This is a genomic window from Bacterioplanoides pacificum (genome assembly GCF_042648445.1).
GTDB lineage: Bacteria > Pseudomonadota > Gammaproteobacteria > Pseudomonadales > Oceanobacteraceae > Bacterioplanoides > Bacterioplanoides pacificum.
Genome location: NZ_JBHRYB010000010.1, coordinates 16,753 through 40,034, shown reverse-complemented (window position 1 = coordinate 40,034; position 23,282 = coordinate 16,753). Strand labels below are relative to the sequence as shown.

Annotated in this window: 26 protein-coding genes; 17 read left to right on the top strand and 9 right to left on the bottom strand. The window is 54.1% G+C overall.

What is annotated here, in order from left to right:
* A complete protein-coding gene (gene pilH, locus ACFOMG_RS10865) occupies window positions 1-366 on the bottom strand; it encodes a twitching motility response regulator PilH (RefSeq protein ID WP_376866600.1) in 366 nt (121 codons plus the stop codon).
* A 34-nt stretch (window positions 367-400) separates the two neighbouring features.
* Window positions 401-784: a twitching motility response regulator PilG gene (gene pilG, locus ACFOMG_RS10860; RefSeq protein ID WP_068660884.1), complete on the bottom strand. Its 384-nt coding sequence runs from the start codon at window positions 782-784 to the stop codon at window positions 401-403.
* Window positions 785-1,008: 224 nt separating this feature from the next.
* Here pilG and gshB point away from each other — a divergent pair, with 224 nt between their 5' ends.
* The 13 genes from gshB (at window position 1,009) to ACFOMG_RS10795 (ending at window position 13,632) form a co-directional block, all read left to right on the top strand.
* The gene (gene gshB, locus ACFOMG_RS10855) at window positions 1,009-1,953 is read left to right on the top strand and encodes a glutathione synthase (protein ID WP_376866599.1); all 945 of its coding nucleotides are present in this window, start codon (window positions 1,009-1,011) and stop codon (window positions 1,951-1,953) included.
* Window positions 1,954-2,054: 101 nt separating this feature from the next.
* Window positions 2,055-2,933, top strand: a complete 879-nt coding sequence (locus tag ACFOMG_RS10850; protein WP_376866597.1) for an energy transducer TonB — start codon at window positions 2,055-2,057, stop codon at window positions 2,931-2,933.
* Complete coding sequence (locus ACFOMG_RS10845; protein ID WP_376866596.1) at window positions 2,933-3,490, top strand: YqgE/AlgH family protein; 558 nt, start codon at window positions 2,933-2,935, stop codon at window positions 3,488-3,490. Before ACFOMG_RS10850 ends, ACFOMG_RS10845 begins: the two co-directional genes overlap by 1 nt.
* Entirely contained in the window at window positions 3,490-3,936 is a 447-nt protein-coding gene (ruvX, locus tag ACFOMG_RS10840; RefSeq protein ID WP_376866595.1) for a Holliday junction resolvase RuvX, read from the top strand. Before ACFOMG_RS10845 ends, ruvX begins: the two co-directional genes overlap by 1 nt.
* A 38-nt stretch (window positions 3,937-3,974) precedes the next feature.
* Window positions 3,975-4,481 carry a bifunctional pyr operon transcriptional regulator/uracil phosphoribosyltransferase PyrR gene (gene pyrR, locus ACFOMG_RS10835; protein WP_376866593.1) on the top strand — a complete coding sequence of 169 codons (507 nt, stop codon included), beginning with the start codon at window positions 3,975-3,977 and terminating at the stop codon, window positions 4,479-4,481.
* A gap of 29 nt (window positions 4,482-4,510) precedes the next feature.
* Window positions 4,511-5,503, top strand: a complete 993-nt coding sequence (locus ACFOMG_RS10830; protein ID WP_376866592.1) for an aspartate carbamoyltransferase catalytic subunit — start codon at window positions 4,511-4,513, stop codon at window positions 5,501-5,503.
* A 2-nt stretch (window positions 5,504-5,505) separates the two neighbouring features.
* A complete protein-coding gene (locus ACFOMG_RS10825) occupies window positions 5,506-6,768 on the top strand; it encodes a dihydroorotase (RefSeq protein ID WP_376866591.1) in 1,263 nt (420 codons plus the stop codon).
* Window positions 6,769-6,990: 222 nt separating this feature from the next.
* Window positions 6,991-9,849: a class I adenylate cyclase gene (locus ACFOMG_RS10820; RefSeq protein ID WP_376866590.1), complete on the top strand. Its 2,859-nt coding sequence runs from the start codon at window positions 6,991-6,993 to the stop codon at window positions 9,847-9,849.
* A 94-nt stretch (window positions 9,850-9,943) separates the two neighbouring features.
* Window positions 9,944-10,078, top strand: coding sequence for an LPS translocon maturation chaperone LptM (gene lptM / locus ACFOMG_RS10815; RefSeq protein WP_376866589.1), 135 nt, complete (start codon window positions 9,944-9,946; stop codon window positions 10,076-10,078).
* Window positions 10,078-11,358, top strand: coding sequence for a diaminopimelate decarboxylase (gene lysA, locus ACFOMG_RS10810; protein ID WP_376866588.1), 1,281 nt, complete (start codon window positions 10,078-10,080; stop codon window positions 11,356-11,358). Before lptM ends, lysA begins: the two co-directional genes overlap by 1 nt.
* Window positions 11,359-11,369: 11 nt before the next feature.
* Complete coding sequence (gene dapF / locus ACFOMG_RS10805; protein ID WP_376866587.1) at window positions 11,370-12,206, top strand: diaminopimelate epimerase; 837 nt, start codon at window positions 11,370-11,372, stop codon at window positions 12,204-12,206.
* Window positions 12,207-12,232: 26 nt separating this feature from the next.
* Window positions 12,233-12,904: a DUF484 family protein gene (locus ACFOMG_RS10800; RefSeq protein ID WP_376866586.1), complete on the top strand. Its 672-nt coding sequence runs from the start codon at window positions 12,233-12,235 to the stop codon at window positions 12,902-12,904.
* A 26-nt stretch (window positions 12,905-12,930) separates the two neighbouring features.
* Window positions 12,931-13,632, top strand: coding sequence for an HAD family hydrolase (locus tag ACFOMG_RS10795; RefSeq protein WP_376866584.1), 702 nt, complete (start codon window positions 12,931-12,933; stop codon window positions 13,630-13,632).
* A 1-nt stretch (window position 13,633) separates the two neighbouring features.
* Here the strand turns inward: ACFOMG_RS10795 and ACFOMG_RS10790 are convergent, their stop codons facing one another.
* Together ACFOMG_RS10790 and ACFOMG_RS10785 are read right to left on the bottom strand one after the other, a co-directional pair.
* Window positions 13,634-15,463, bottom strand: a complete 1,830-nt coding sequence (locus ACFOMG_RS10790; protein ID WP_376866583.1) for a hypothetical protein — start codon at window positions 15,461-15,463, stop codon at window positions 13,634-13,636.
* A gap of 2 nt (window positions 15,464-15,465) precedes the next feature.
* Window positions 15,466-17,151, bottom strand: a complete 1,686-nt coding sequence (locus tag ACFOMG_RS10785; RefSeq protein ID WP_376866582.1) for an Hsp70 family protein — start codon at window positions 17,149-17,151, stop codon at window positions 15,466-15,468.
* Window positions 17,152-17,388: 237 nt separating this feature from the next.
* On the opposite strand from ACFOMG_RS10785, the gene ACFOMG_RS10780 reads away from it, so the two are divergent.
* Together ACFOMG_RS10780 and ACFOMG_RS10775 are read left to right on the top strand one after the other, a co-directional pair.
* Window positions 17,389-17,613: a hypothetical protein gene (locus ACFOMG_RS10780; RefSeq protein ID WP_376866580.1), complete on the top strand. Its 225-nt coding sequence runs from the start codon at window positions 17,389-17,391 to the stop codon at window positions 17,611-17,613.
* Window positions 17,591-17,791: a hypothetical protein gene (locus ACFOMG_RS10775; RefSeq protein ID WP_376866579.1), complete on the top strand. Its 201-nt coding sequence runs from the start codon at window positions 17,591-17,593 to the stop codon at window positions 17,789-17,791. The genes ACFOMG_RS10780 and ACFOMG_RS10775 overlap by 23 nt, the downstream gene beginning before the upstream one ends.
* A gap of 91 nt (window positions 17,792-17,882) precedes the next feature.
* Here ACFOMG_RS10775 and ACFOMG_RS10770 read toward each other — a convergent pair whose 3' ends face one another.
* The 3 genes from ACFOMG_RS10770 to speA form a co-directional block, all read right to left on the bottom strand.
* The gene (locus ACFOMG_RS10770) at window positions 17,883-18,602 is read right to left on the bottom strand and encodes a DUF3047 domain-containing protein (protein ID WP_376866576.1); all 720 of its coding nucleotides are present in this window, start codon (window positions 18,600-18,602) and stop codon (window positions 17,883-17,885) included.
* A 292-nt stretch (window positions 18,603-18,894) separates the two neighbouring features.
* Window positions 18,895-19,164 (bottom strand): hypothetical protein, encoded by a 270-nt coding sequence (locus tag ACFOMG_RS10765; RefSeq protein ID WP_376866574.1) that lies wholly within the window; start codon window positions 19,162-19,164, stop codon window positions 18,895-18,897.
* Window positions 19,165-19,301: 137 nt separating this feature from the next.
* Window positions 19,302-21,218: a biosynthetic arginine decarboxylase gene (speA, locus tag ACFOMG_RS10760; RefSeq protein WP_376866573.1), complete on the bottom strand. Its 1,917-nt coding sequence runs from the start codon at window positions 21,216-21,218 to the stop codon at window positions 19,302-19,304.
* Window positions 21,219-21,340: 122 nt separating this feature from the next.
* Here speA and speE point away from each other — a divergent pair, with 122 nt between their 5' ends.
* Entirely contained in the window at window positions 21,341-22,231 is an 891-nt protein-coding gene (speE, locus tag ACFOMG_RS10755; RefSeq protein ID WP_376866572.1) for a polyamine aminopropyltransferase, read from the top strand.
* A gap of 117 nt (window positions 22,232-22,348) precedes the next feature.
* Here the strand turns inward: speE and ACFOMG_RS10750 are convergent, their stop codons facing one another.
* Complete coding sequence (locus tag ACFOMG_RS10750; protein WP_376866638.1) at window positions 22,349-22,486, bottom strand: hypothetical protein; 138 nt, start codon at window positions 22,484-22,486, stop codon at window positions 22,349-22,351.
* Here ACFOMG_RS10750 and ACFOMG_RS10745 point away from each other — a divergent pair.
* Window positions 22,478-22,918: a hypothetical protein gene (locus ACFOMG_RS10745; protein ID WP_376866570.1), complete on the top strand. Its 441-nt coding sequence runs from the start codon at window positions 22,478-22,480 to the stop codon at window positions 22,916-22,918. The genes ACFOMG_RS10750 and ACFOMG_RS10745 overlap by 9 nt on opposite strands.
* A gap of 87 nt (window positions 22,919-23,005) precedes the next feature.
* Here ACFOMG_RS10745 and ACFOMG_RS10740 read toward each other — a convergent pair whose 3' ends face one another.
* The gene (locus ACFOMG_RS10740) at window positions 23,006-23,230 is read right to left on the bottom strand and encodes an addiction module protein (protein ID WP_058578214.1); all 225 of its coding nucleotides are present in this window, start codon (window positions 23,228-23,230) and stop codon (window positions 23,006-23,008) included.
* Window positions 23,231-23,282: the final 52 nt, after the last annotated feature.

Genomic DNA, 23,282 nt, shown 5'->3' with positions numbered 1-23,282 from the left:
TCAGCCTGCCATTACCGAGCTGATTTCAGACAGCAGAGTGGCTTCAACCACCGGCTTAACCAGATAACCACTGGCACCCTGACGCTTACCCCAGACACGATCAGTTTCCTGATCTTTGGTGGTCACAATGATCACCGGGATATGTTTGGTTTCAGGGTCTTTGGTTAACTGGCGGGTTGCCTGAAAGCCATTCAGGCCAGGCATCACAATATCCATCAGCACTACATCAGGCTTTTCCTGACGAGCGACAGCAACACCATCTGCACCGTTTTCCGCACTGATCACTTCGTGACCATTTGCTTCCAGCATTTTCTTAAACGCTTCGGTTTCAGTGGGTGAATCATCAACTACCAAGATGCGGGCCATGCCTACTTCCTCTCAAATTCTGTGTTTCGCGGGCTCAGGATTTTACGTACTGGCGAATCGAGCCAAGCAATTCTTCTTTACTGAATGGCTTGGTCAGATATTCATCTGAACCAACAATACGTCCTTTCGCCTTATCAAATAAGCCATCTTTACTGGACAACATAATGACCGGCGTCGATTTGAACTTAGAATTATTTTTAATCAGGGCACAGGTCTGGTAGCCATCCAGACGGGGCATCATGATGTCGACAAAAATGATGTCCGGATGTGTGTCAGCAATCTTCGCGAGCGCATCAAAACCATCTGTTGCCGTGATGACTTCGCAGCCGACTTTTTTTAGCAGAGTCTCAGCCGTACGACGAATGGTTTTACTGTCGTCGATGACCATGACTTTTACATTCTGAAAGTTATCGTCCATAGGGAGGCCTTAACCATCCATTTCTTTGTATTTTATTCAGCGACTGTCTTTCGACCGCAAGAGACGCCATTGCGCACTTTTGTACCACACTTGGCAGCCCCAAGCTAGCGGCCTTGATGCGAATATAGAACCATGCACGATGAAAATCTGTTGCGCCATATGAAGAGTCAATAAGTTACACTGCTGCCAAGCCAATTCTGCTTGATTGCTTCGCCGGAGACTGTATGAGCATCAAATTAGCCGTGGTCATGGACCCGATTGCCGATATCACCTATAAAAAAGACACTTCGCTGGCACTGCTGTATGCGGCTCAGCAGCGTGGTTGTGAACTCTGGTATATGGAACAGGGTGACCTTTATATAGAGAATGGCATCGCCATGGGGCGAATGGCGCCAATTTCAGTACAGATGAATCCGGATAACTGGTTTGAGCTGGGAGACTACCGCCAGGCACCGTTATCTGAGCTGAACATCATTATTATGCGCAAGGACCCGCCGTTCGACAGCGAGTTCATTTATTCCACCTATATTCTGGAGCGCGCCGAACAGGCCGGAGTGCTGGTCGCCAACAAACCGCAAAGCCTGAGGGACTGCAACGAAAAGGTGTTTGCCACCGCCTTTCCGGAACTGATGACCCCAACCCTGGTCAGCCGCAGCGCCAACCTGCTGAAGCAGTTCCACGCCGATCACGGCGACGTCATCTTTAAACCACTCGATGGCATGGGCGGCTCGTCGATTTTCCGCCTGAAGCCGGATGACCCGAATGTTTCCGTGATTATCGAAACACTGACCAATCATGGCCAGCAACAGATTATGGCGCAGCGTTTTATCCCCGAGATTGTCGACGGCGATAAACGTATCCTGATGATTGATGGCGAACCCGTGCCGTATACCCTGGCGCGCATCCCGGCCAAAGGTGAAACCCGTGGCAACCTGGCAGCCGGCGGTTCCGGTGTGACCCAGCCACTGAGTGATGAAAACCGCGCCATTGCCGAACAGATCGGTCCGATCCTGAAACAAAAAGGCTTGTATTTTGTTGGCCTGGATGTGATCGGCAACTCGCTCACCGAGATTAATGTCACCAGCCCGACCTGCGTGCGCGAAATCAGCCGCGACTCCGGCATTGACGTTGCCGGTCTGCTGATCGACAAGCTGCTGGAAAAACTGTGACGCAGCGTCCACCAGCGTTACGCCGCCGGTGGACAAATTTGCCGGATAAGCGCAGACTTGCGGTGTTTTGCATCGTCATTTTCTGAGGTTAATTCACGCGCATGTCTGCCGCTGCTGTCACCAGTACCGACCGTCTGTCATTCGCTTTATTTCTGGCACTGGTCATTCACGCTATGTTGATTCTCGGCATCAGTTTCAGTGCCAGCGATCGCTCCAGCCTGTCAAAAACCCTGGAAGTTACCCTGGCCAGCTACAAAAGCGATAGCGCACCGGAACAGGCTGACTTTATCGCCCAGGAAAATCAGCAGGGCAGCGGCACACTGGATGAAGCCAAAATGCTGACCACGGATATGGAAGCCAACTTCCACGACAATCAGGTCAACGAAACTTCCCCGCAGGAGCAACAGGCCACGGCACCGAAACAACCGGAAGGCAAACAACGGCTGGTTTCTACCAGCGGCAAAAGCCGGCTGAAAACCCAGCTGCAACAAACCGATATTCCCCCCAACCCGCTCGATTTGCCGGATGGCCCACAAAAAACCCTGCTGCAGCGCAGCCTGGAAATCGCCAGCCTGGAAGCCAAACTCGACAGCCAGCGTCAGCTGTATGCCAAACAACCACGGATTCAGCGGTTAACTGCTGCCTCCACCATGAAAGCCAGCGACGCCTATTATGTAAACTCCTGGCGGCGGCGGATCGAAGATAACGGTGCCCGCAATTACCCGCGAGAGGCGGAAAACTGCTTTAACGACTGCCGGCTGCGGCTGCTGGTTGCGATCAATCCGGACGGCACTATTTATGAGCTGCGGGTACTTGAATCGTCTGGCCGCAAAGTACTGGATGATGCTGCGATGCGCATCGTGCGTCAGTCCTCGCCCTTTGCTCCGTTTACCGCCGAAATGCGCAAAACCACCGATCGCCTGGAAATCATCCGTACCTGGCAATTTAAAGGTAACCGTTATCTGTCGGACGCCAATTAATGCAACAACTGAACAGTTTAAAAAATCACCTGCTGATCGCTATGCCCCAGCTGGAAGACTCCTGGTTTGAAGGCACCGTCACCTATTTATGTGAACACAACGAAGACGGCGCAATGGGTATGGTGCTGAATAAGCCGCTGAGAGTCAGCCTCGATGATATCTGCCAGCAACTGGAAATCGAACGTCAGGCCGGGGTTGATCCGGTAATTCTGGCCGGTGGCCCGGTCAGCATGGAACACGGTTTTATCCTGCACCGTCAGCAAGGCAACTGGGACTCAACACTGAACGTAGTGGAAGAAGCCCATCTGACGTCTTCCAAAGATATCCTGACAGCCATCGCTGCCGGTAACGGCCCCAGTGACTACCGCATGGCACTGGGATACGCCGGCTGGGATGCGCAGCAACTGGATGAAGAATTAAAGCAGAACGCCTGGCTGACCATTGAAGCCAGCCCGGAGCTGCTGTTCGCAACCGATGCCAAAGACCTGTACCGCAGCGCCCTGAAACAACTGGGCATCAGTCCGGAATTCCTCAGCTCCGACGCAGGCCACGCTTAATGTCCGGTGTCGCTATCAGCAACAAAATCCAGACCGTCATGGGATTCGACTTCGGCACCCAGCGTATCGGCATTGCCACCGGACAACGGTTAACCTCAGGCACCCAGGCACTGAATCCGATCAAGGCCAAAGACGGCATTCCCAACTGGGATAATCTGCAGCGAGTGATTGACGAATGGCAGCCGGATGCGTTTGTGGTCGGCCTGCCGCTGAATATGGATGGCACCCCGTCAGAGATGAGTCGCCGGGCGGCCAAATTCGCCAGACGTCTGGAGGGCCGTTATCATCGCCCGGCCTATACTCAGGACGAACGCCTGACCAGCTATGAAGCCAAAGGCATGGTCATTGAACACGGTGGCAATCGTGACTTCGGTGCCAACTCCGTCGACGGTCTGGCAGCACAACTGATTCTTGAAAGCTGGATGGGCGAACACCCGCGCGATTAAATCCGCCCTGCCTGTTAACACTGATCTTTGGAGAGCACATGGGCTTACCGCAAGCATTACAGGACTGCGAAAAAACCTGTGAACAATTAGGCCAGCGCCTGCAGCAATTATTGCAACAACACAATATCAGTAACCCGCTGCTGGTTGGTATTCGCACCGGCGGAGTCTGGATTGCCGAACGACTGCAACAACAGCTGCAACTGCAGGAAACCATCGGCGTACTGGACATCAGTTTTTACCGCGACGATTTTACCCGCCACGGCCTGCACCCACAGGTCAAAGGCTCACAACTGCCCGACAGCATCGAAGACCGCGACATTATCCTGATCGACGACGTGATCATGAGTGGCCGTACCATTCGCGCGGCGATGAACGAATTATTTGATTACGGCCGCCCGGCCAGCATCAAACTGGTTTGTCTGCTGGATATCGGCCGGCGCGAACTGCCGGTGCAGCCTGATTTGTGTGGTGCAACGCTGGATTTATCCGACGGCCAGCTGGTAAAACTGTCCGGCCCGCAACCGTTAACCCTGTCGTTAGCCTGATATTATTGACGAGTGAAAAGAGACTGATCATGAACCTGCCTCCCCATCAGGTGCAGCTGACCGACGACGGCCGGCTGAAGCACTTCTTAACCACCGAAGGTTTAAGTAAAGCGTTATTAACCGAAATTCTGGACACCGCCGATTCATTTATCAGCACCCAGGAACGGGCAGTAAAAAAAGTGCCGTTATTACGCGGTAAAACCGTGGTGAATCTGTTTTTCGAAAACAGTACCCGTACCCGCTCCACCTTTGAGCTGGCAGCCAAGCGATTATCTGCCGATATTTTAAATCTGGATATTTCCAAGTCGGCGACTTCCAAGGGCGAAACCCTGATGGACACCCTGTGGAATCTGGAAGCCATGTATTCCGATATGTTTGTGGTGCGCCATTCCGACTCCGGTGCCGCCCATTTTATTGCCGAACACGTCACTCCGAATGTTGCCATTATTAATGCCGGTGACGGCCGCCATGCACACCCGACCCAGGCGATGCTCGACATGCTGACCATTCGTCGCCATAAAAACAGCATCGCTGGCAAAGTGGTGGCCATTGTTGGTGATATTCTGCATTCCCGGGTAGCCCGCTCACAGATTCATGCATTACGCACCTTGGGCGCAGCGGAAGTACGTGTGATTGGCCCCGGCACCCTATTACCCACCGATATCGAAGCCATTGGTGCTAAACCGTTTTATCGTATGGAAGACGGCTTAAAAGATTGTGATGTCGTCATTATGTTGCGGCTGCAAAAAGAACGTATGCAAAACGCACTGCTGCCCAGCGAAGGGGAGTTTTTTAAACTGTACGGCCTCACCGAACAAAAATTAGCGTTAGCGAAACCGGATGCCATTGTTATGCATCCGGGGCCGATTAACCGTGGCGTGGAAATCGAATCCGCCGTCGCCGATGGTAATCAGTCGCTGATTTTAAATCAGGTGGGTTATGGTATTGCGGTGCGTATGGCGGTGATGGCAATGGCCATGAGTGGCCAGCAACAATCTGCCATCGAAAGCGAGGAGGTTTAATCATGCGTTATTGTGTTATTGAAGGCGCCCGCCTGCTCGACCCGGCTAACCAGTTAGATACCGTTGCCGATATTTATATTGCCAATGGCAAAATTCAGGCGATTGGTCACAAACCAAGCGCCGGCGAAATAGAAACCAGCATTGATGGCCGCGGCAAAATTTTAATCCCGGGATTAATTGATCTGGCCGCACATCTGGCAGAACCCGGCTTTACCCAAAAAGGCTCTGTCGCCAGTGAAACCCGCGCCGCAACCCGCTCTGGTTTTACCCATATCTGTGCGCTGCCGGATACCAAACCGGTAACTGACAGCCCGGCGGTAGTGCAGTTAATTCAGGAAAAAGCCGCCCAGGCCGGTTACGCCGAAGTATTGCCACTCGGTGCCGCCACCCAGGGATTAGCCGGTGAACAACTGGCCAATATGTTCAGCCTGACCGAAGCAGGCTGTCCGGCGTTATCCAATGCCCGCCAGCCCATCAAAGACAGCTACGTATTACAGCGGGTGATGGAATACGCCGCCACCTATGATATCCGTTTATTCCTCAGTGCCGACGAAACCGCGTTGTCTGACGGCGGCTGTATGCATGCCGGTGCGACGGCTACCCGTATGGGCCTGGCCGGCATCAGCGAAACCAGCGAAACCATCGCCCTGTCGCGCATTTTATTGCTGGCTGAACAAACCGGCGTGCGGCTGCATATCAGCCAGATCAGCTGCGCCCGTAGCGTAACCCTGCTGCAACAGGCCAGAGATAATGGCATTCAGGTCAGTGCCGATGTGGCACTGGCCAACCTGGTATACACCGATGAAGCGGTCAACGGTTACAACAGCCAGTTCCATGTATTACCACCACTGCGCAGTGAAACGGACCGCCAGGCATTATTAGCTGCGGTCAATAATGGTGAACTAGCCATTTCCTCCAACCACCGGCCCCACGAAATTGCCGCCAAAAAAGCACCTTTTGCCGATGCCGAGCCCGGCATGAGCATGTTCGATTGTTTCCTGCCGCTGGCCCTGAAACTCATTGCCAACGGAGAACTGCAATGGTCTGCTTTTGTTAACGCCACCAGCCAGATTCCGGCCCGGGTAATTGGCCTGGAGCATTGTGGCCTGGCGGAAGGTCATTATTTCAGCGCCGCGTTACTGGACACTGAATGCGCGGCTGATTTATCGCAACTGATTTCCAAGGGCCACAACATTCCCTGTGCATCAGAATCGTTAACCGGTGCCGTAGCCGCGTTATTCGTCAACGGCGCCCAGGTCCTGTAATTCCTGCCGGCGCCTGGCGCAACATAAACGGCCTTAACCATTCAGCCGGATCTGCAATCAGATCCGGCTTTACCCGGTTGTTCAGAATCAGCTGAGCAACACACCAGACCGTTCGCAGCCTGGCTGCGAACCCCACAACCGGAATGTGACACTTCGACGTCCCCGTTTGCGATAGCCGCCATGATTTCAGGCAAGCTGGCCGGAAGCATCTAAACTCAAAGCATGACCGTGGACATTCCCAACACCCAGCAACTGCACCAATGGCATAACGACTTTATGGCGTTAAACAGCGCCAGGCTCGACAGTGCCCGCAGCCTGCTCAGCAGCCGCCAGCGCCTGGTACTGGATGCCCTGCCACTGCTGTTCCATCTGAATCATCAGCAACTTCCGGGTTACGTCGACCGCGATACACCCTGTGGTATCAGTCATTTTCAGGCCAGCACCGAACAGCACCAGGCATTGCAGACTCTGGCCCGGGGAGTGCAGATTCCACGCGGCTTAAACGACCAGCAGATTCTCGGTGTTTACCTGATGGGCAGTCTGGGATCGATGGCACAATCGCGCTCCAGCGATCTTGATGTCTGGTTGTGCCACCACGAAAATCTGCCCGAAGAACAACGTCAGCGGCTGCAACAAAAATGCGAAAAAATAGAACGCTGGGCTGCCAGCCAACACGTTGAATTACATTGTTTTCTGATGAACCTGAGCGACTTTCGCCAGGGACAAAGCCGCTCCGCCGACGGCGAAGACTGCGGCAGCAGCCAGCACCTGTTATTACTGGATGAGTTTTATCGCAGCGCGTTATGGCTGGCCGGTGCCAAACCCTCCTGGTGGCTGGTCCCGCAGCAGGCCGAACGAAACGCCGGCCCGTACTGGGAGCAATTGCTCGACCAGCATCTGGTACACGCAGATCAGTGGCTGCATTTTGGCGATATCCACACCATCCCGGCCGCCGAGTTTATCGGCGCCGGCTTATGGCAACTGAATAAAGGCCTGAGTAATCCTTATAAAGCCTTACTCAAACTGTTATTAACCCGCCATTACGCCAGCCAGTACCCCAACATCCGGCCACTTTGCTGGGACTTAAAACAACGGGTCCATCAGGGCCAGACCGACGTTGAAAGTTGTGATGCTTACCTCCTGATGTTGCAGCGGGTCATTACCCAGCTGGAACAGGAAGGCAACCAGCAACGGGTTCAGCTGGCGCGCCGGGCTTTTTATTATAAAGCCCGTCTGCCGCTGTCGGATCTGCCTAACACCCAGCGCAACAGCTGGCGTGCCAGAGCATTAAGCGACTTATGCCGTCAGTGGCAGTGGCAGGCCGGTGACTTAATTGAACTAGACCAACGTAACAGCTGGAGTCCGGTCAAAGTTTATAAAGAGCGTAACGCGTTAATCAGCGAGATGTTGTCGAGTTATCGTTTTCTCGCCGGTTTCAGCCAGAAACACGCGCCGAAGATCCATATCCGGCCGGCTGATATGCGTCTGCTGGGCAACCGTTTATATGCCGCTTTTGATGCCAAGCCCGGAAAAATCATCAATATCAACCCGGGTATCCGGCAATCACTGGAGCAGGAAAAACTCACCCTGCGCCTCAGCCCACGCCAGGTCTGGCAACTGATCCCCGGCAGCTGGAATAAAGACCCCCAGGATACCGAGCAGATTCTGAAACAATCTCCCAGCCTGATGGAGCTGTTGTATTTTGCCCAATACAACGGCCTGCTGATGCCCCACACCCATATCGCTCTGTATCCACAACACAACCCGCTGAGTCAGTATGAACTGAAGGAGCTGCTGCAGATTGTCCGCAATGAAGTGCCACAAAAGGCCGACAATCACAGCCTGGTACATCCACCACAACCCCGTTACTGGCGCCTGTTCGTGAATGTTGGTTGCGACCCGCAACACCACCTCAGCCGCCGCGGCATGCAGAAACTGAGTAATCGCGACGATGCCTTAGGTTACAGTGCCGCGCGCGAGAATCTGATCCTGACGCTCGACCTGTTAACGGTGAACAGCTGGGGAGAGTGGACCATTGAACGCTTCGATGGTGCCGACGCCATGCTGCTGTGCCTGCAACACCTGCTCGGTTTCTTATCGCTGGCGCGCGCCAATCTGACCAGTGGCCATCTCGCCGGGGATGAGGATAACGACCACAGCCCCCTCAGCCACCAGTGGGGCTGGCCGGAAATCAGCAGCCATTGTCACTGTGCCAGCCGCGCCAGCAGTATTAATTTACGCGTCAGGCAGCTGCTGCAGGACGTGATGCAACATTTTATCGAACAGCCCCGCTCGCCTTATCTGATCGAAGCTTCAGAGCACTATTATCTGCTGCACAGCAGCCGGGCCGGTATTCAGCTGCATAAAGCAGCCAATTCGCTGGAGTTACTGAAACTGCTGCAACAGCCACAGGACTTTTACGCCCCCTGCCGGCTTGATGACCATGCCCTGCTGCACAGCCCGTTGCGGCTGATTTATCAGCATGCCCGGGCCGGTATCTGGCAGCTGTTTTATTGGCGTAAAGGCAATAAATTCTTTTTCTACCTGCTGGACGATAAAGGGGCGTTATTACATCAGCAATGGCACGACGATGAAGGAATACGCCGGCTGGTGCCCATCATTCGGTTTTTACGCCAGCTCGACCAGCGCTGGCTGGCGCAACAGGGTGGTAACAGCAACCGCAGCCAGGCACGCACCCTGCTGTTATTTGAAATCCGCCAGCAGCCACACAGTTTTGAGCTGCAGCTGATCCGCCGCAAGCTGCCCCCCATCAACGAATTAAGCAGCAGTTTTGACCTCAGCGCGGTGGTCGACGAACAGCATCAAACCACTCTGTATTGCAATAATCAGGAATTCAGTGTGTGGCAATTTGGCGATCAGCTGTATCACGCCGTCGCCGAAGAAGTACAGAACCTGCGCCAGCAGCATGGCAATTACCCCTGTTATCTGTCAGACCTGACACTCAGCGGACACAATCAGCAGGTCATTGACCATTTGCGGGCCAAACAACGGATCGAAAAACTGCTTAACCAGGCGCTGTTATCCCTGCCACCAACTCCCTCTTCCGGCAACGGCGACTAACCGGCCCCCCGCCGTTGCAGCACAGCAGACAGACGCCACGGCAGTCCGTATAATGCCGGCCAACCTTTATTTTTTTGTTGTTGCGGAATCGCTTATGACCTCCAACTGCATCGCCAGGCTGGCGCTGGGCTTGTTGTTACTTTCAGCACTGGCTGGCTGTGGACAAAAAGGGCCGTTGTACCTGCCATCTGACGATTCCGGCAACACCCCAACGGAATCCCAATCCTGATGTCTGTGTTAAATCCCGGTTTATTTCATTACCACAACGGCGAACTGTACGCCGAACAGGTTGCCCTGAACGCCGCAGCGGAACAGTTTGGTACGCCACTGTACGTGTATTCACGCGCCGCTTTTGAGCAACATTTCCGCGCCTACACCGATGCACTGGGCGACTGGTCCGGACTGGTGTGTTACGCCGTAAAAGCCAACTCCAACCTGGCCGTATTAAATGTGCTGGCACAGCTCGGTGCTGGTTTTGATATCGTCAGCCAGGGCGAACTGGAACGGGTACTGGCCGCCGGTGGCGATGCCGCCAAAGTGGTATTTTCCGGTGTCGGCAAACAGGCCGCTGAAATGCAGCGCGCACTGGAAGTGGGCGTCTATTGTTTTAACGTGGAATCCGAAGCCGAGCTGGAACGCCTCAGTGACGTTGCCAGCGCACTGGGTAAAACGGCCAGCGTATCGCTGCGGGTCAATCCGGATGTCGACGCCCAGACCCACCCGTATATCTCCACCGGTTTAAAAGACAATAAATTCGGTATCGATATTAACGACGCGCCGCGGGTATACGCCAAAGCCCAGCAACTCCCCGGCCTGGCAGTTAAAGGCGTTGATTGCCATATCGGTAGCCAGCTGACGGAAATTTCCCCCTTTATGGACGCCCTTGAGCGGGTACTGGCACTGGTCGATACCCTGGCACAACAAGGCATCAACATCGAACACCTTGATCTGGGTGGCGGCCTGGGCGTGACCTATCGCGACGAAACCCCGGCCAGCGTTGCTGACTACATCGCCGCCATTAAACAACGCCTGGCACAACGCGAAGATGGTGGCAGAGGTTTCAAACTGATTTTTGAACCGGGCCGTTCGGTCGCCGCCAATGCCGGTGTTTTTATCACCCAGGTGGAATTTCTGAAATTAAACGACCATAAAAACTTCGCCATTATCGACGGTGCCATGAACGATTTAATCCGCCCGTCGCTGTACAGCGCCTGGCAGGATATTAAACCGTTACAACAACATTCCGATGCCCCGCTGCGCCACTACGACCTGGTAGGACCCGTGTGTGAAACCGGCGATTTTTTAGGTAAAGACCGTGAACTGGCACTGAGCCCGGGCGACCGCGTTGCCGTAATGTCAGCCGGGGCCTACGGGTTTGTTATGGCATCGAATTACAACAGCCGTGGCCGTCCGGCAGAAGTGATGGTCGACGGCGATCAGCTGCACCTGGTACGCCAGCGCGAAACCATTGAGCAATTGTTCGCTGATGAACAGCTGATTGCGGAATAAAGGCAAGCATTATGTGGGTTAAGTTCAGCAAAATGCATGGCCTGGGCAACGACTTTATGGTGATCGATCTGGTCACTCAGAATGGTCATGTCCGTCCGCAGCGGGTGCGCGAATTATCCGACCGCAATTTTGGCGTAGGTTTCGATCAGCTGCTGATTGTGGAAAAACCATCGCGCCCGGATGTCGATTTTAAATACCGTATTTTTAACGCCGACGGCAGCGAAGTGGAAAACTGCGGCAACGGCGCCCGTTGTTTTGCCCGCTTTGTTTACGATCAGCGCCTTACCGGTAAACGCTGCATTAAAGTGGAAACCGCTAACGGTTTAATGTCACTCAACCTCACCGACGATGATCAGGTGGTGGTGGATATGGGAGCGCCGATTCTCGAACCTCAGCTGATTCCGTTTAAAGCCAGCCAGCAGGCGGCAGAATACAGCTTCGCGAGCGACACGATCGGCGAAGTGACACTCGGGGCGGTATCGATGGGCAATCCTCACGGTGTATTACGGGTCGATGACGTCGACACCGCGCCGGTAGAACAATGGGGACCGCTGCTGGAATCGCACAGCCGTTTTCCGGCCAAAGCCAATATTGGTTTTATGCAAATCGTCGATCCGCACCGGATCCGCTTACGGGTATTTGAACGTGGCAGTGGTGAGACCCTCGCCTGTGGCACCGGCGCCTGTGCCGCGGTAGTATCCGGACAGTTACGCGGCTGGTTACAGCCGGGAGTCACCGTCTCGTTACCCGGCGGTGAGTTATTCATCGACTGGGACGGCAACCCGGATTCTCATATTCAGATGACAGGCCCGGCCGTGACCGTTTTTGAAGGACGGATTAACCTGTAAACCCGAGGCGTTTTTAAGGAAACACTATGAGCCAGCAACCACGTTTAACCGAAGCCGATGTGGCCGAGTTTTTACAGGATCATCCCGACTTTTTTATCGGCAAGGATGACCTGTTGGCGGAAATGCGCATTCCGCATAATACCGGCCCGGCCACCAGCCTGGTTGAACGTCAGCTGTCGGTCCATCGCGAGCGTAATGTTGAACTGCGCCAGCGGTTATCCGACCTGCTGGAAAACGCCCGTCGCAACGACCAGCTGTTCGAAAAAAGCCGCCGTCTGGTGCTGGCCTTAATCGAAGCCGAAAGCTGGCTGAATGTGCAGGCGGCGCTGGACGATTCCTTCCGTAACGACTTTAACGTCGATACCTGGGCGCTGCTGCATTTTACCGAACGTAACCTGGAGCCACCGCTGATCACCATTCGTTCCAGCGAACGCCAGCGTACCATTCATCGTTTATTTAAAGGCCACCGTGCCGTTTGTGGCCAGCTGCCGGAAGCGGATATCGCAACCTTGCTGGGTTGTCAGAGCACCGATGCCCGCTCTGTGGCAGCCGCACAGGTGCGCGGCCAGGGGAATAATGGTGTGTTAACCGTCGCCAGCCAGGATCCGTCTTATTACCGCAGCTCGATGGACACCTTATTCCTTGATTACATCGCAGACATTCTGGCGCTGCGCCTGCCGCAGATTCCGGTGGTCTGAATTTTTAAACGCAGGTAGCTTCCCCGATGGCAATTAAACTGGTGACACTGGATCTGGACAATACCCTGTGGCAAACCGACCCGGTTATTATTAAAGCGGAACAAGCCTGCCATCGCTGGATTGTGGAAAATGTGCCCCAGGCGGCGGAGTTTTATACCTTTGAAGCGCTGCACGAGTACAAAAATACGATTGCCGAATGTTATCCACAATTACGCCATAAAGTCTCTGAACTGAGGTTTGAGGTCTTGCGCCGGGTATTCCTGCAGGCTGGTATCAGCGGTGATGAAGGCCGCCAGAAAGCACAACAGGCATTTGAGGTGTTTTATCAGGCCCGCAGTGAGGTCACGTTATTTGCGGGCGCCCTGGACGCCTTAACCACTCTGCAAAAAAACTATTCACTGATCGCACTGACTAACGGCAACGCCGATCTGACATTAATCGGTATCGATCATCTGTTTGACGCCCATTTTAATGCCGAACAACTGGGCGCAGCCAAACCTCAGCCGGATTTATTCCGCGCAGCATTAAGTCACGCCGGAGTAACACCGGAGCAGTGTATTCACGTTGGAGATCATCAGGAACAGGACATTGTTGCGGCCCGGCGGCTGGGCATTAAAACCGTGTGGGTTAATTTAACCGATGCCGCCTGGGTGGAAGATGAATGTACGCCGGATCAGGAAATTAATCACTTATGCCAGTTACCGGCGGCCATTCAGGCGCTGCAATAGGTTATTTATTAGCGCCGTGTAGCATAGCCAGCAGTGTACAGCTGACAATCACCAGCGCTATTTTAATAACCTGACGTGTCTGATCTTGTTTAACGGCGTAATAACGATCGATAGCGGCAAACGCCATAAACATCAGCCAGGGCATCCACAACAACAGCATCAGCCAGATATTTTTCCCCAGACTGTCATGTAGCAGCGACGCCAGCAGCACAGCCGGCATGCCCCCGGCCAGCCACAACCAGAAACTGCGCATCAGCCCCAGCGTCAATACCGCTACCACCAGACAGGCAGTAAACATCAGCAACTGCAGCGTCGGGTTAGCGACAAAATAACTGCTCAGGGCGATCAGCGCATAAGCCGTACATAAGCCCAGCCGCCAGCGCACCTGATAACCTATGTAGGCCCGCATCATGATTAACCCCGGGCGCAGCAACTGCTGATCAAGATGATGCAGGTACGCCAGGGTGAAAAAGCCAGACAATAAAGCCGCCGCCAGCCCGGCCAGCGACACCAGCCCCGACCAGCCTTTGGCACTGATCAGCACAATCGATGGCAATACCACCAGCAGAATCAGCAACGCATAAAAGAACGCCGAGATGTTGTGGATAAAATTACGCACCATCGTCAGCGGGTTAAGCAGCCCTTGTTGCGCTGCCGCAGCACTGCGATATAACGCCAGATCACGGCCTTCTACCCGCTCAATCCAGCCTTGCAGATCGCTGATACGCCCGGGACCACCCAGCTCAAAATGAATCAGCCAGTCGTCATCACAGCTTGCGATTAAACGCTGTAATTCCGCCGCCACGCTGTAACTGCAATCCTTAACGTCACTGACATCCAGCATACCCAGCAATAACGCCCGGGCTTTATTACGATCATTGCTCCGCTGATCGATCTGCTGACGCCAGTCAGCGGTTTGTTGTGCCAGCTCACAACGGCGCCGGAAATCGCCATAAGCGTCCTGCGCCTCGCGGTTTAACAGGACACTGTCCGCGCTGATATCCAGCCGCTGCTGTATCTGCTGAATCAGCTGCAGCGGTAACCGGCCGGGGAAAATATGATGAATGTCGACGATCAGCGCCTGACAGAAATATTGCACCGCCAGGGCATCCTGACGCAGCGCGGCCTCATGCTGCAGAAAATTTTCAATCGCAGCCTGCTGGCCCTGTTCAAATAAGGTTTCACGTATATCCACCAGCAGCTGATGAGCCCGCTGACGGGCCTGGCTGTGCTGCTGATATTGCTGTGCATCCCACTGATTGTGCGCCATCTCACGGCGGCGCTGCAGGCCTGCCAGCCAGGATGCCCACTGCTCATCGTGTTCCGCTTTTTCTGTCAGCTGCAATAACTCCACAAACTGCTCACAAAAGGACACCGGCCAGCCGGGCTGTTGTTCCGGCCAGTGCAATAAGAACGGCACAATATGCTGTTCCAGTTGCTCCAGCTCATCGAGGGCATACAACAAACCTTCATCTTTCATCCACAACAAATACGCCAGCGCCTGCTGTGGCTGTTGTTGCTGCAGATAACGAATGATTTCACCACTGTGACGATGGCTGACTGCCGCAGGTGTTTCATCAGCGGCAATCTCGGCAGCGGCGTCTTCACCCGTCTCTGCTATCAGGTCTGCGACGGGCACAATATCTGCGACGGGCTGTGCTGTGCCGGCGGCCTGCAAACACTGCTGCGCGGCCTCATACATCTGGCGCAACTGCTGAAAGCCCTGTGGATCTTTTTCCGGCGAGGTCAGCTTTAATTTGCGGGCATAAGCCCGTTTTAAATCACGTAAACTGGCATCGTTATCCAGCTCAAAAAACTGCAGACTGTCCATAATTACAACTCGAAATGTTCCAGTTCCCGCTCCAGCTGCTGCCGCAGCTGATCAATATCCTGCTGCCCCGGCTGTTCCAGCAGCGAATTAAAATAATCAATCAGCCGCCCGATCTGTTCGCGCTGTTCACCCAGATGTTGTTCATATAAGCGATTGGCACGACTGAGAAAAGCCATATTACGGCTGTTTTCACGCGGATGAATTTTCAGGCTGCTGAGTTTTTTCAGACTTTGCTGAATGTCGTCTTCACTCAGTTGCTGATTATTGGCAATCACCATGCTGAAGGTTTTATTACTGGAGACAATGGTGGTTTCCACTTCCAGTAAGCCATTGATGTCGTAACTGAAGCGCACATCCAGTGCCTCTTCCCCGGCGGCAGCGGCGGGTACTTCGGCTTCCAGTTTGCCAAGATAAATATTATCCCGGGCCTGACGCGCCTCCCCCTGGAACACTTTAATACTGACCTGCTGTTGCTGATCATGAGTGGTGTAATAACGCTCGCTGCGGCTGACCGGAATCACGGTATTACGCTCGATAATCGGGCTGAACACACCATCGATACGACGCTCCCCCACGTCGTTAACCACTTCAATCCCTAAGGTATAAGGGCAGACATCGGTTAACACCACGTCAGCGATGGCCTGATCCTGAGCTTTTAACGCTGCCTGACAGGCAGCCCCCAGCGCCACCACTTCATCCGGATTCACGCTGCGCGACGGTAACCGGCCAAACATACGTGCCACCATGCGGGCAATCAGCGGCATACGTGTGGCACCGCCCACCATCAGTACCTGGTCGAGTTCGCCGACACGAATGGAAGAATCTTTCAGCGCCTGGCGCACCGGAGTCATCAGCCGCTGCAATAGCGGCTCCGCGGCCTGCTCAAACGCCTGGCGGCTGTAGTCAAACACATAACGCTGATCAGCAACCTGCAGCTGTAAGGCATAGGACCCGGAGCTGGACAAGGCGATCTTGGCACGCTCCGCTTCGGCCAGCAGGTGAGGCCAGTAGTCCTGTTGCAGACGTTGTGCCTCAATCCCCTGCTGCTGCAGATAATCGAAGAAGTCCTGCACGATCAGACGGGTAAAATCCTCACCCCCCAGACGGTTATCACCAGCGCTGGCACGCACTTCCATCACGCCATCAAACATTTCCAGCACCGATACATCGAAGGTGCCACCACCCAGATCGAACACCAGCAGCTGGCTGTCGAGTTCCTCGTGTGCACCGTAAGCCAGAGCCGCCGCGGTCGGCTCGTTCAGTAATCGTTCAACCTTAAAACCCGCCAGCCGTCCGGCCAGTTTGGTCATCTGCCGCTGACTGTCGTTAAAATACGCAGGTACCGTAATCACGGCTTCTTCGATATCGATCCCGAGTGCCGCTTCGGCATCCTGTTTCAGTTGCTGCAGAATAAAAGCCGCCAGTTCCTGCGCTTTAAATTCATGATCCCCCAGCCGTACCACACTGTCGCTGCCCATCAGGCGTTTAAATAACGCCACGGTCTGGTGTGGGTGTGTCTGCAGCCGGTCTTTGGCCGCACGACCGGTGATGATCCGGCCTTCATCGTCCAGGCCAACCACCGACGGCGTCATAAACTCCGCCAGCGCGTTATGAATCAACCGGCTTTCGCCGTTCTGAAACACCGCCACCAGGCTGTTGGTTGTGCCTAAATCGATACCAATGATCATGAAATCATCCCTGAGTCTGTACAAAAGGCGGCTATTTTAAGCAGCGCGCCCGCCGTTGTCTGCGTCCCTGACCACGGGCTGTTAACAATTCAGGCCAATTTCAGGTACTGATGTACCGTTTCTACTCTTTACTGCCATACTCAGCCGGCACGGCCCTTAATAAAACAATAACAAATCGGTCATCTGTGCCCGGTAGTCTGCAGTCGGCCATGACCACTCACCACACAGGATAACCCCATGAAAAAAACGTTGCTTGCGCTGGCGCTGGCCAGCCTCCCGGCAGTCAGTGCTGCCATGTCCGATAGCCCCGACTCCAGCCCCGTCGATGAAACGGTGGAATACCCCGCCGCTGACACCGTGGTGCGTTTTATTGCTATCGGCGACTCCGGCACCGGCAAAGACGGCCAATATAAGGTCGCTGCGGCCCTGGAAGCGGTCTGTGCCGCCAGGTGCGGGGGCTAAAACCAAAAACTTCCTGACCAAAACCGAGCTGAACGACTACCACTGGCAACAGGATGATATTCTCGGCTTCTTTTATATTGAAATTCAGGGCGACGAGTTACGCGGCACCGCTTATACCGTCAACCCGGACAGCGGCGCTTTCCAGCCAGCCTACCAGCGTACCGTGCAACGCCGGTAACGATTGCGGCACGCTGAAATGCGGATAAAAAAAGGCCCTTCTGTTGCTGGCAGAAGGGCCTTTTTTCCGGCTGACAATAACGCCGTGATTGTTACTCTCCGGCGGCCGTCGCCGGCAGTTGTTTAACCTGATCGACCGTCAGCGTTTGCTCGCTGTTTGGTACTGGCGCCGGCGGCATGTCGTTATCAGCCAGCTCCGGAGCCGCAGAAATACTCAGCTGCTGCACAAAACCACCGGTGCCACCGGATTCTCCCGGCATTCCCAGCGCCACTTCCAGTGTCTCGATACGGGGGAAGTCTTCGCCGTAAATCCGTTGCCAGTCACGGTTCAGGTCGGCCTGCACCTGCTGCCAGTTTTCCGCTTTACTGTCACGACCGTTCACCACGATCAGATGTTCAAAATCCGACAGGCTTTGTTCATCCCCGGCATCGCGACCACTGTCCCAGACATAATGCAAAGTGCGCTGCGGCCAGTGTTCGGTTTCTTCAGCCTGCACCGTCAGGCGTAATAATGGCTGACGTTCAACAAAGGCATCTACCGTCCAGCGCCAGTTCAGTCGTGGCGCCCGGGGCGATTGCTGTAGCTCGCGGCTGAGCACCATTTCACCCCGACTCTGCAACCGCAGTACATTGCCGACCAGTACATCGTACTGAGGCTCCAGCAGGCAGTCATCACAGTCCAGCGACCAGTGCGGCAGTTGCTCAACCGACAGCAACAGCTGCTCCTCCGAGGCAAATACTTTGCCGGAGCCGGATAATAACCAGAATAAAACCACCACCAGCAGAGCGATGGCTGCAGGAAATGCGTGCATACGTCTTCGCGACTTCTTTGAATAGGTGTACATAACTCAGCTTCCATGCTGCTATTTGGGCCAGCAGTGTACCAGCTCTGTTTATGCTTGTTAGCGAACTGGCCCGCTTTGGCAGCAAATTGGCACGAATATGGTTAAAAAGCGGGCAAAATCTCAGAACAATGACCGAGTCCGGGCAACAAAAAAGCCTTTAATGGTACAGTCGTGCAAATATTTCACTGTACTATCAAAGGCTTATCGGCAAAGGCTTATCGGCAAAGGCTTACCACTATAGAGTGACAAAAACTCAGGATCAGATCGGCCGGCTGCCGTAACTGGTTTGAGGTTTGCGCGGCGGATCAGCCATCACGTTATCGTCAATTTCCTGAATCTTGCCACCACGGGCCAGAAATGCCGCCACATCATCTTCCATCGATTGCCGTAATTCATCCCGGGCAGCACTGCTGGTGCTGGTTACGTAATCATCAGCGGAAGAAGCATCATGGTCATCGCTGTTTTTGTCTTTCAGCTCTTCTGAGCCGTTATCATTTTCCTGCATGTCCAGATCGTCATCGGCCATCATCAGTCTCCTGTCTTTGCGAGAGAGTTGCTGGTTAGTATTGCTGCCCGCTCAGGCAACTTTATTCAGTTGCCAATACTTATAGACCAGCCGCAGCCATTCGCCAGAATCCGATCACATTTATTACAACTTTTTTTCTCTCAGGATAAGTAGGTATAAGCCTGCAGCGACTCACTCAGCTCGGAAGCAAACAGGGTTTTATCCGCGACCGACAAGCCCGACTGCTGCACCTGGTGCAACAAGCGCTGCTGGATATCCTGCGGACAGAAGTTGACGTAATCCAACACCACGCTGATGTCGTCGCCCTGAATCGGATTGTGTAACTGCGGCTGCCCCTGATCGTCGAGCAACACGTCAACCGAGTCAGTGTCGCCAAACAAGTTGTGCATATCGCCGAGAATTTCCTGATAAGCACCCACCATAAAAAATGCCAGCGCTTCGCCGCGGGCGATACTGGGCAACGGCAGGCAGGGCTCGGTTCCTTCGCCATCAACATAACGATCAATACGGCCATCGGAATCACAGGTGATGTCCTGCAACACCGCATGATGGCGAATCGGCTGGTCCAGCCCGGTCAGCGGCACAATCGGGAAAATCTGATCAATACCCCAGACATCCGGCAGCGACTGAAATAAAGAAAAGTTAACAAACACCTTATCGGCCTGTTTTTCGTGCAGCTCGTCGAGCAGCTGACGGTGATGACGGTGCAGCGGGTTTAACCGTTGCTTCAGCTCCCGGCAAATACGGCTGTACAACGCCTCGCTTTGCGCCCGTTGTGACAAGCTGAAAATACCCTGCACAAACGCAGCCTGAGCATCCGCCTGCCAGTGCTGGACATCGTGATACAACTCCGCCAGCGAGCGTGCCGACCAATCGCTGTCGCTGACACACAACTGATCAAAAATCTGATACAGCCCGCGCAATGCCTGCGGCGCCTGCGCTGACGGCGGCTGGATCGGCCCTTCGTGGGGCGATTCCGCATCGATAATTTCGGTTAATAACAGGGCATGATGCGCGGTCATGGCGCGGCCGGATTCCGTGATAATGGTGGGCTCTTCGGCCAGATTCAGCTCACGACAGATATCCTTAAAGGCCGCCACCACATTGCGGGCGTATTCCGCCATGCTGTAATTCATCGAACAATAACTGCGCGATCGGGTGCCTTCGTAATCCACCCCCAGGCCACCACCCACGTCCAGGCATTGCACCGCCACACCAAGCTGCACCAGCTCGGCAAAAATGCGACTGCATTCACCCAGGCCGGTCTGGATATCGCGGATATTGGCCAGCTGCGAACCCAGGTGAAAATGCAGCAACTGCAAACAATCCAGCTGATCATCACCACGTAACTGCTCAACCACCTGCAGAATCTGATAAGCCGATAAACCAAATTTGGATTTTTCGCCGCCGGTGTTCTGCCAGTTGCCTTTACCTATGGTCGCCAGCCGGGCACGAATTCCCAGCCGCGGGCTGACCCCCAGCTGCTGCGCCTCGGCCATCACCAGGGGTAATTCCGACAACTTCTCAATCACGATATACACCTGATGGCCCATTTTTTCCGCCATCAGCGCCAGCCTTACAAAATGGCTGTCTTTATAGCCATTACACACAATCGTGCCGGGGTCGGAACCCAGCTGAGATAACACCGCGATCAGCTCCGGTTTACTGCCTGCCTCCAGCCCGAGACGTTGCAGCCCGGCGCGGCGCTGACCTTCCAGTACCTGCTCCACCACCGGCTGCTGCTGATTGACCTTAACCGGATACACAGGGCGATAATCACCGCGATAATCCAGCTCGTCGCGGGCCTGCTGAAAGGCATCTACCAGCGACTGCATCCGGTGATGAATGATTTGCGGAAAACGCACCAGCACCGGCTGGCGTAACCCGGCGCTGCTCAGCTGCTGACGCAGCCGCTGGAGGTTGATATGTTGCGCCTGCTGCGGCTGTGGATAAATACACAACTCCCCCTCAGCATTGGCACGCACATAACCTTCGCTCCAGTACGGCAGATTGTAGTGATCGCCGGCCTGGCCGGTGATTGACGAATCGGATGTCATAACAGCTGAGTTATCCACTAAAATGGCTCATTCAACGCCCGGCAAAAGCGCTTGGCGCTGCATCAGGCTTGGGTTATCGTTGCGCCGATTTTAATGCACATCCATTCATTTGAGTATCTGCCATGACCACATCTTCATCCCCATCTGCTGTGTCTGCTGACAATGGCTGGTTTACCGAGGTGTTTGACGCCGAAGGTTCGGCGTTTTCACTAAAGGTCAAACAGAAGCTGGAAAGCGTACAGAGCGAGTTTCAGACCATCGACATGTACGATACCGAAAGCTACGGCAAACTGATGGTGATCGACGGCTGTACCATGGTCAGCAGCCGGGAAAATTTTGTTTACCACGAAATGATGTCGCACGTGGCCTTGTTCAGCCACCCCAACCCGAAACAGGTCGCTATTATTGGTGGCGGCGACTGCGGCACCCTGCGTGAAGTACTGAAACACCCGGGGGTGGAGAACGTCACCCAGATCGATATCGATGAAATGGTGACCCGTATGGCGGAAAAATATTTTCCTGAGCTGTGCGAGTCCAACGCCGACCCACGTGCCGATATTCGTTTTGATGATGGCATTAAATGGGTGAAAGACTGTGCGCCGGAATCTCTCGACATCATCATCATCGACAGCACCGACCCGGTAGGTCCGGCAGAAGGACTATTTGCCGTCGATTTTTACCGCGATTGTTTTAACGCCCTGCGAGAAGGCGGCATCGTGGTGCAACAAAGCGAATCTCCGCTGTATCACAGCGATACCATTATCAAAAATATTCATTTGGATATGGCAACGGCCGGTGCCTCATCCAGCCACACCTTCCAGTTCCCGCAGGTGATTTATCCATCCGGTTGGTGGAGTTGCACCCTGGCCTGCAAAGGTGGCGACGCAACCGCATTCCGGGTGGAAGATGCGGCGGAAAAAACCTTCCGCACCGAATATTACAATGCTGAAATTCATGCCGCTGGCATTGCCCTGCCGGAGTTTATGAAACGTTCATTAGGTATTGAAGACTAAGCGTTGGTTTTATGGCTGACCCGGGCAACAGCCCGGGTTGTTATTGGCTGACCTGATCGGCGCCAGTTAACGACTCAGCATCATAACCCTGCTGGCTGGCAACGTTTTCAAATAAGGCTAATACCTGATGAGCTCATCATCCTGAACCCGGAATGCTTCATTATTGCTGAACGGCTTAATATTCAGACGATCTCTGTATTTAGCCACCATGGCAGCAGTAATCTGCTGAAACGGTTCGTTTTTATAATGTGGAATGGGGAAGAAATCGATCAGGTTCAGCGCTTCGTACGACGACAGATCTTTGCCAGCGGAGTCTGCTTTTTAATACAAGGAAACCAACTCATCTCGAGTTTCCTTCTTTTTTTGATTCTCAACAACTCTGATGCCACTCAACTCCCTCTTAAGTTTGGTGTTCCAACACCCGGCTCACGCGCCGGTTTGGAGCCGCGAAACGGCGGAAAATCGGTCGCTGTGCAGCCGATTGCTAAAGCCTACCAAGCCAGTACTGCGGACGTCGCCGGTCATGGGCAACAGCCAGAACTTGAAAACCATCAGGCCTCTCTCGGTAAACGATGGATAGCGGAAATCTGTGAAGGGGCGCTCTACGAATATCTGGCGGCAACTCAACTTGCCAGGCTTTTGGTGTCTCGCCAACTAAATTGGCCAAGGCCTCAAATTCCTCTATGAAGGCACCACCCAATCCCGGAACTTTTGATTCGTAATAACCAACTGATTCCAGAAACTCGGCTTCCGCTGCCGGGTGAAAAGAATAGGTCATTTGATCAGTGCTCTAGCCTTCCTCATGACAGCCTCACCAGGCACAGCCTGAACAGTGCCATTATCCAGCTCTTCCCCTCTACGCCGAGCCTCAAGCAACCAATCGGACCTGAGCTCTTCTTCTGACGGAGACTCCAGACTTAATACCAGTCGCTGGATCAATTGTGCTCGCTCCTCTTTAGGAAGGTGGAGCGCCTCGTCTTCAATTTTCTGAAGATTCATGGCAAAAACCTCTCGTTCGCGTATCACTCAATTTTGACACGAATGGGTGCCG

Excerpts from the sequence above, each read along its gene's own strand:
- pilH (WP_376866600.1), bottom strand. The coding sequence starts at position 366 with ATGGCCCGCATCTTGGTAGTTGATGATTCACCCACTGAAACCGAAGCG.
- pilG (WP_068660884.1), bottom strand. The coding sequence starts at position 784 with ATGGACGATAACTTTCAGAATGTAAAAGTCATGGTCATCGACGACAGT.
- gshB (WP_376866599.1), top strand. The coding sequence starts at position 1,009 with ATGAGCATCAAATTAGCCGTGGTCATGGACCCGATTGCCGATATCACC.
- ACFOMG_RS10850 (WP_376866597.1), top strand. The coding sequence starts at position 2,055 with ATGTCTGCCGCTGCTGTCACCAGTACCGACCGTCTGTCATTCGCTTTA.
- ACFOMG_RS10845 (WP_376866596.1), top strand. The coding sequence starts at position 2,933 with ATGCAACAACTGAACAGTTTAAAAAATCACCTGCTGATCGCTATGCCC.
- ruvX (WP_376866595.1), top strand. The coding sequence starts at position 3,490 with ATGTCCGGTGTCGCTATCAGCAACAAAATCCAGACCGTCATGGGATTC.
- pyrR (WP_376866593.1), top strand. The coding sequence starts at position 3,975 with ATGGGCTTACCGCAAGCATTACAGGACTGCGAAAAAACCTGTGAACAA.
- ACFOMG_RS10830 (WP_376866592.1), top strand. The coding sequence starts at position 4,511 with ATGAACCTGCCTCCCCATCAGGTGCAGCTGACCGACGACGGCCGGCTG.
- ACFOMG_RS10825 (WP_376866591.1), top strand. The coding sequence starts at position 5,506 with ATGCGTTATTGTGTTATTGAAGGCGCCCGCCTGCTCGACCCGGCTAAC.
- ACFOMG_RS10820 (WP_376866590.1), top strand. The coding sequence starts at position 6,991 with ATGACCGTGGACATTCCCAACACCCAGCAACTGCACCAATGGCATAAC.
- lptM (WP_376866589.1), top strand. The coding sequence starts at position 9,944 with ATGACCTCCAACTGCATCGCCAGGCTGGCGCTGGGCTTGTTGTTACTT.
- lysA (WP_376866588.1), top strand. The coding sequence starts at position 10,078 with ATGTCTGTGTTAAATCCCGGTTTATTTCATTACCACAACGGCGAACTG.
- dapF (WP_376866587.1), top strand. The coding sequence starts at position 11,370 with ATGTGGGTTAAGTTCAGCAAAATGCATGGCCTGGGCAACGACTTTATG.
- ACFOMG_RS10800 (WP_376866586.1), top strand. The coding sequence starts at position 12,233 with ATGAGCCAGCAACCACGTTTAACCGAAGCCGATGTGGCCGAGTTTTTA.
- ACFOMG_RS10795 (WP_376866584.1), top strand. The coding sequence starts at position 12,931 with ATGGCAATTAAACTGGTGACACTGGATCTGGACAATACCCTGTGGCAA.
- ACFOMG_RS10790 (WP_376866583.1), bottom strand. The coding sequence starts at position 15,463 with ATGGACAGTCTGCAGTTTTTTGAGCTGGATAACGATGCCAGTTTACGT.
- ACFOMG_RS10785 (WP_376866582.1), bottom strand. The coding sequence starts at position 17,151 with ATGATCATTGGTATCGATTTAGGCACAACCAACAGCCTGGTGGCGGTG.
- ACFOMG_RS10780 (WP_376866580.1), top strand. The coding sequence starts at position 17,389 with ATGAAAAAAACGTTGCTTGCGCTGGCGCTGGCCAGCCTCCCGGCAGTC.
- ACFOMG_RS10770 (WP_376866576.1), bottom strand. The coding sequence starts at position 18,602 with ATGCACGCATTTCCTGCAGCCATCGCTCTGCTGGTGGTGGTTTTATTC.
- ACFOMG_RS10765 (WP_376866574.1), bottom strand. The coding sequence starts at position 19,164 with ATGATGGCCGATGACGATCTGGACATGCAGGAAAATGATAACGGCTCA.
- speA (WP_376866573.1), bottom strand. The coding sequence starts at position 21,218 with ATGACATCCGATTCGTCAATCACCGGCCAGGCCGGCGATCACTACAAT.
- speE (WP_376866572.1), top strand. The coding sequence starts at position 21,341 with ATGACCACATCTTCATCCCCATCTGCTGTGTCTGCTGACAATGGCTGG.
- ACFOMG_RS10745 (WP_376866570.1), top strand. The coding sequence starts at position 22,478 with ATGTGGAATGGGGAAGAAATCGATCAGGTTCAGCGCTTCGTACGACGA.
- ACFOMG_RS10740 (WP_058578214.1), bottom strand. The coding sequence starts at position 23,230 with ATGAATCTTCAGAAAATTGAAGACGAGGCGCTCCACCTTCCTAAAGAG.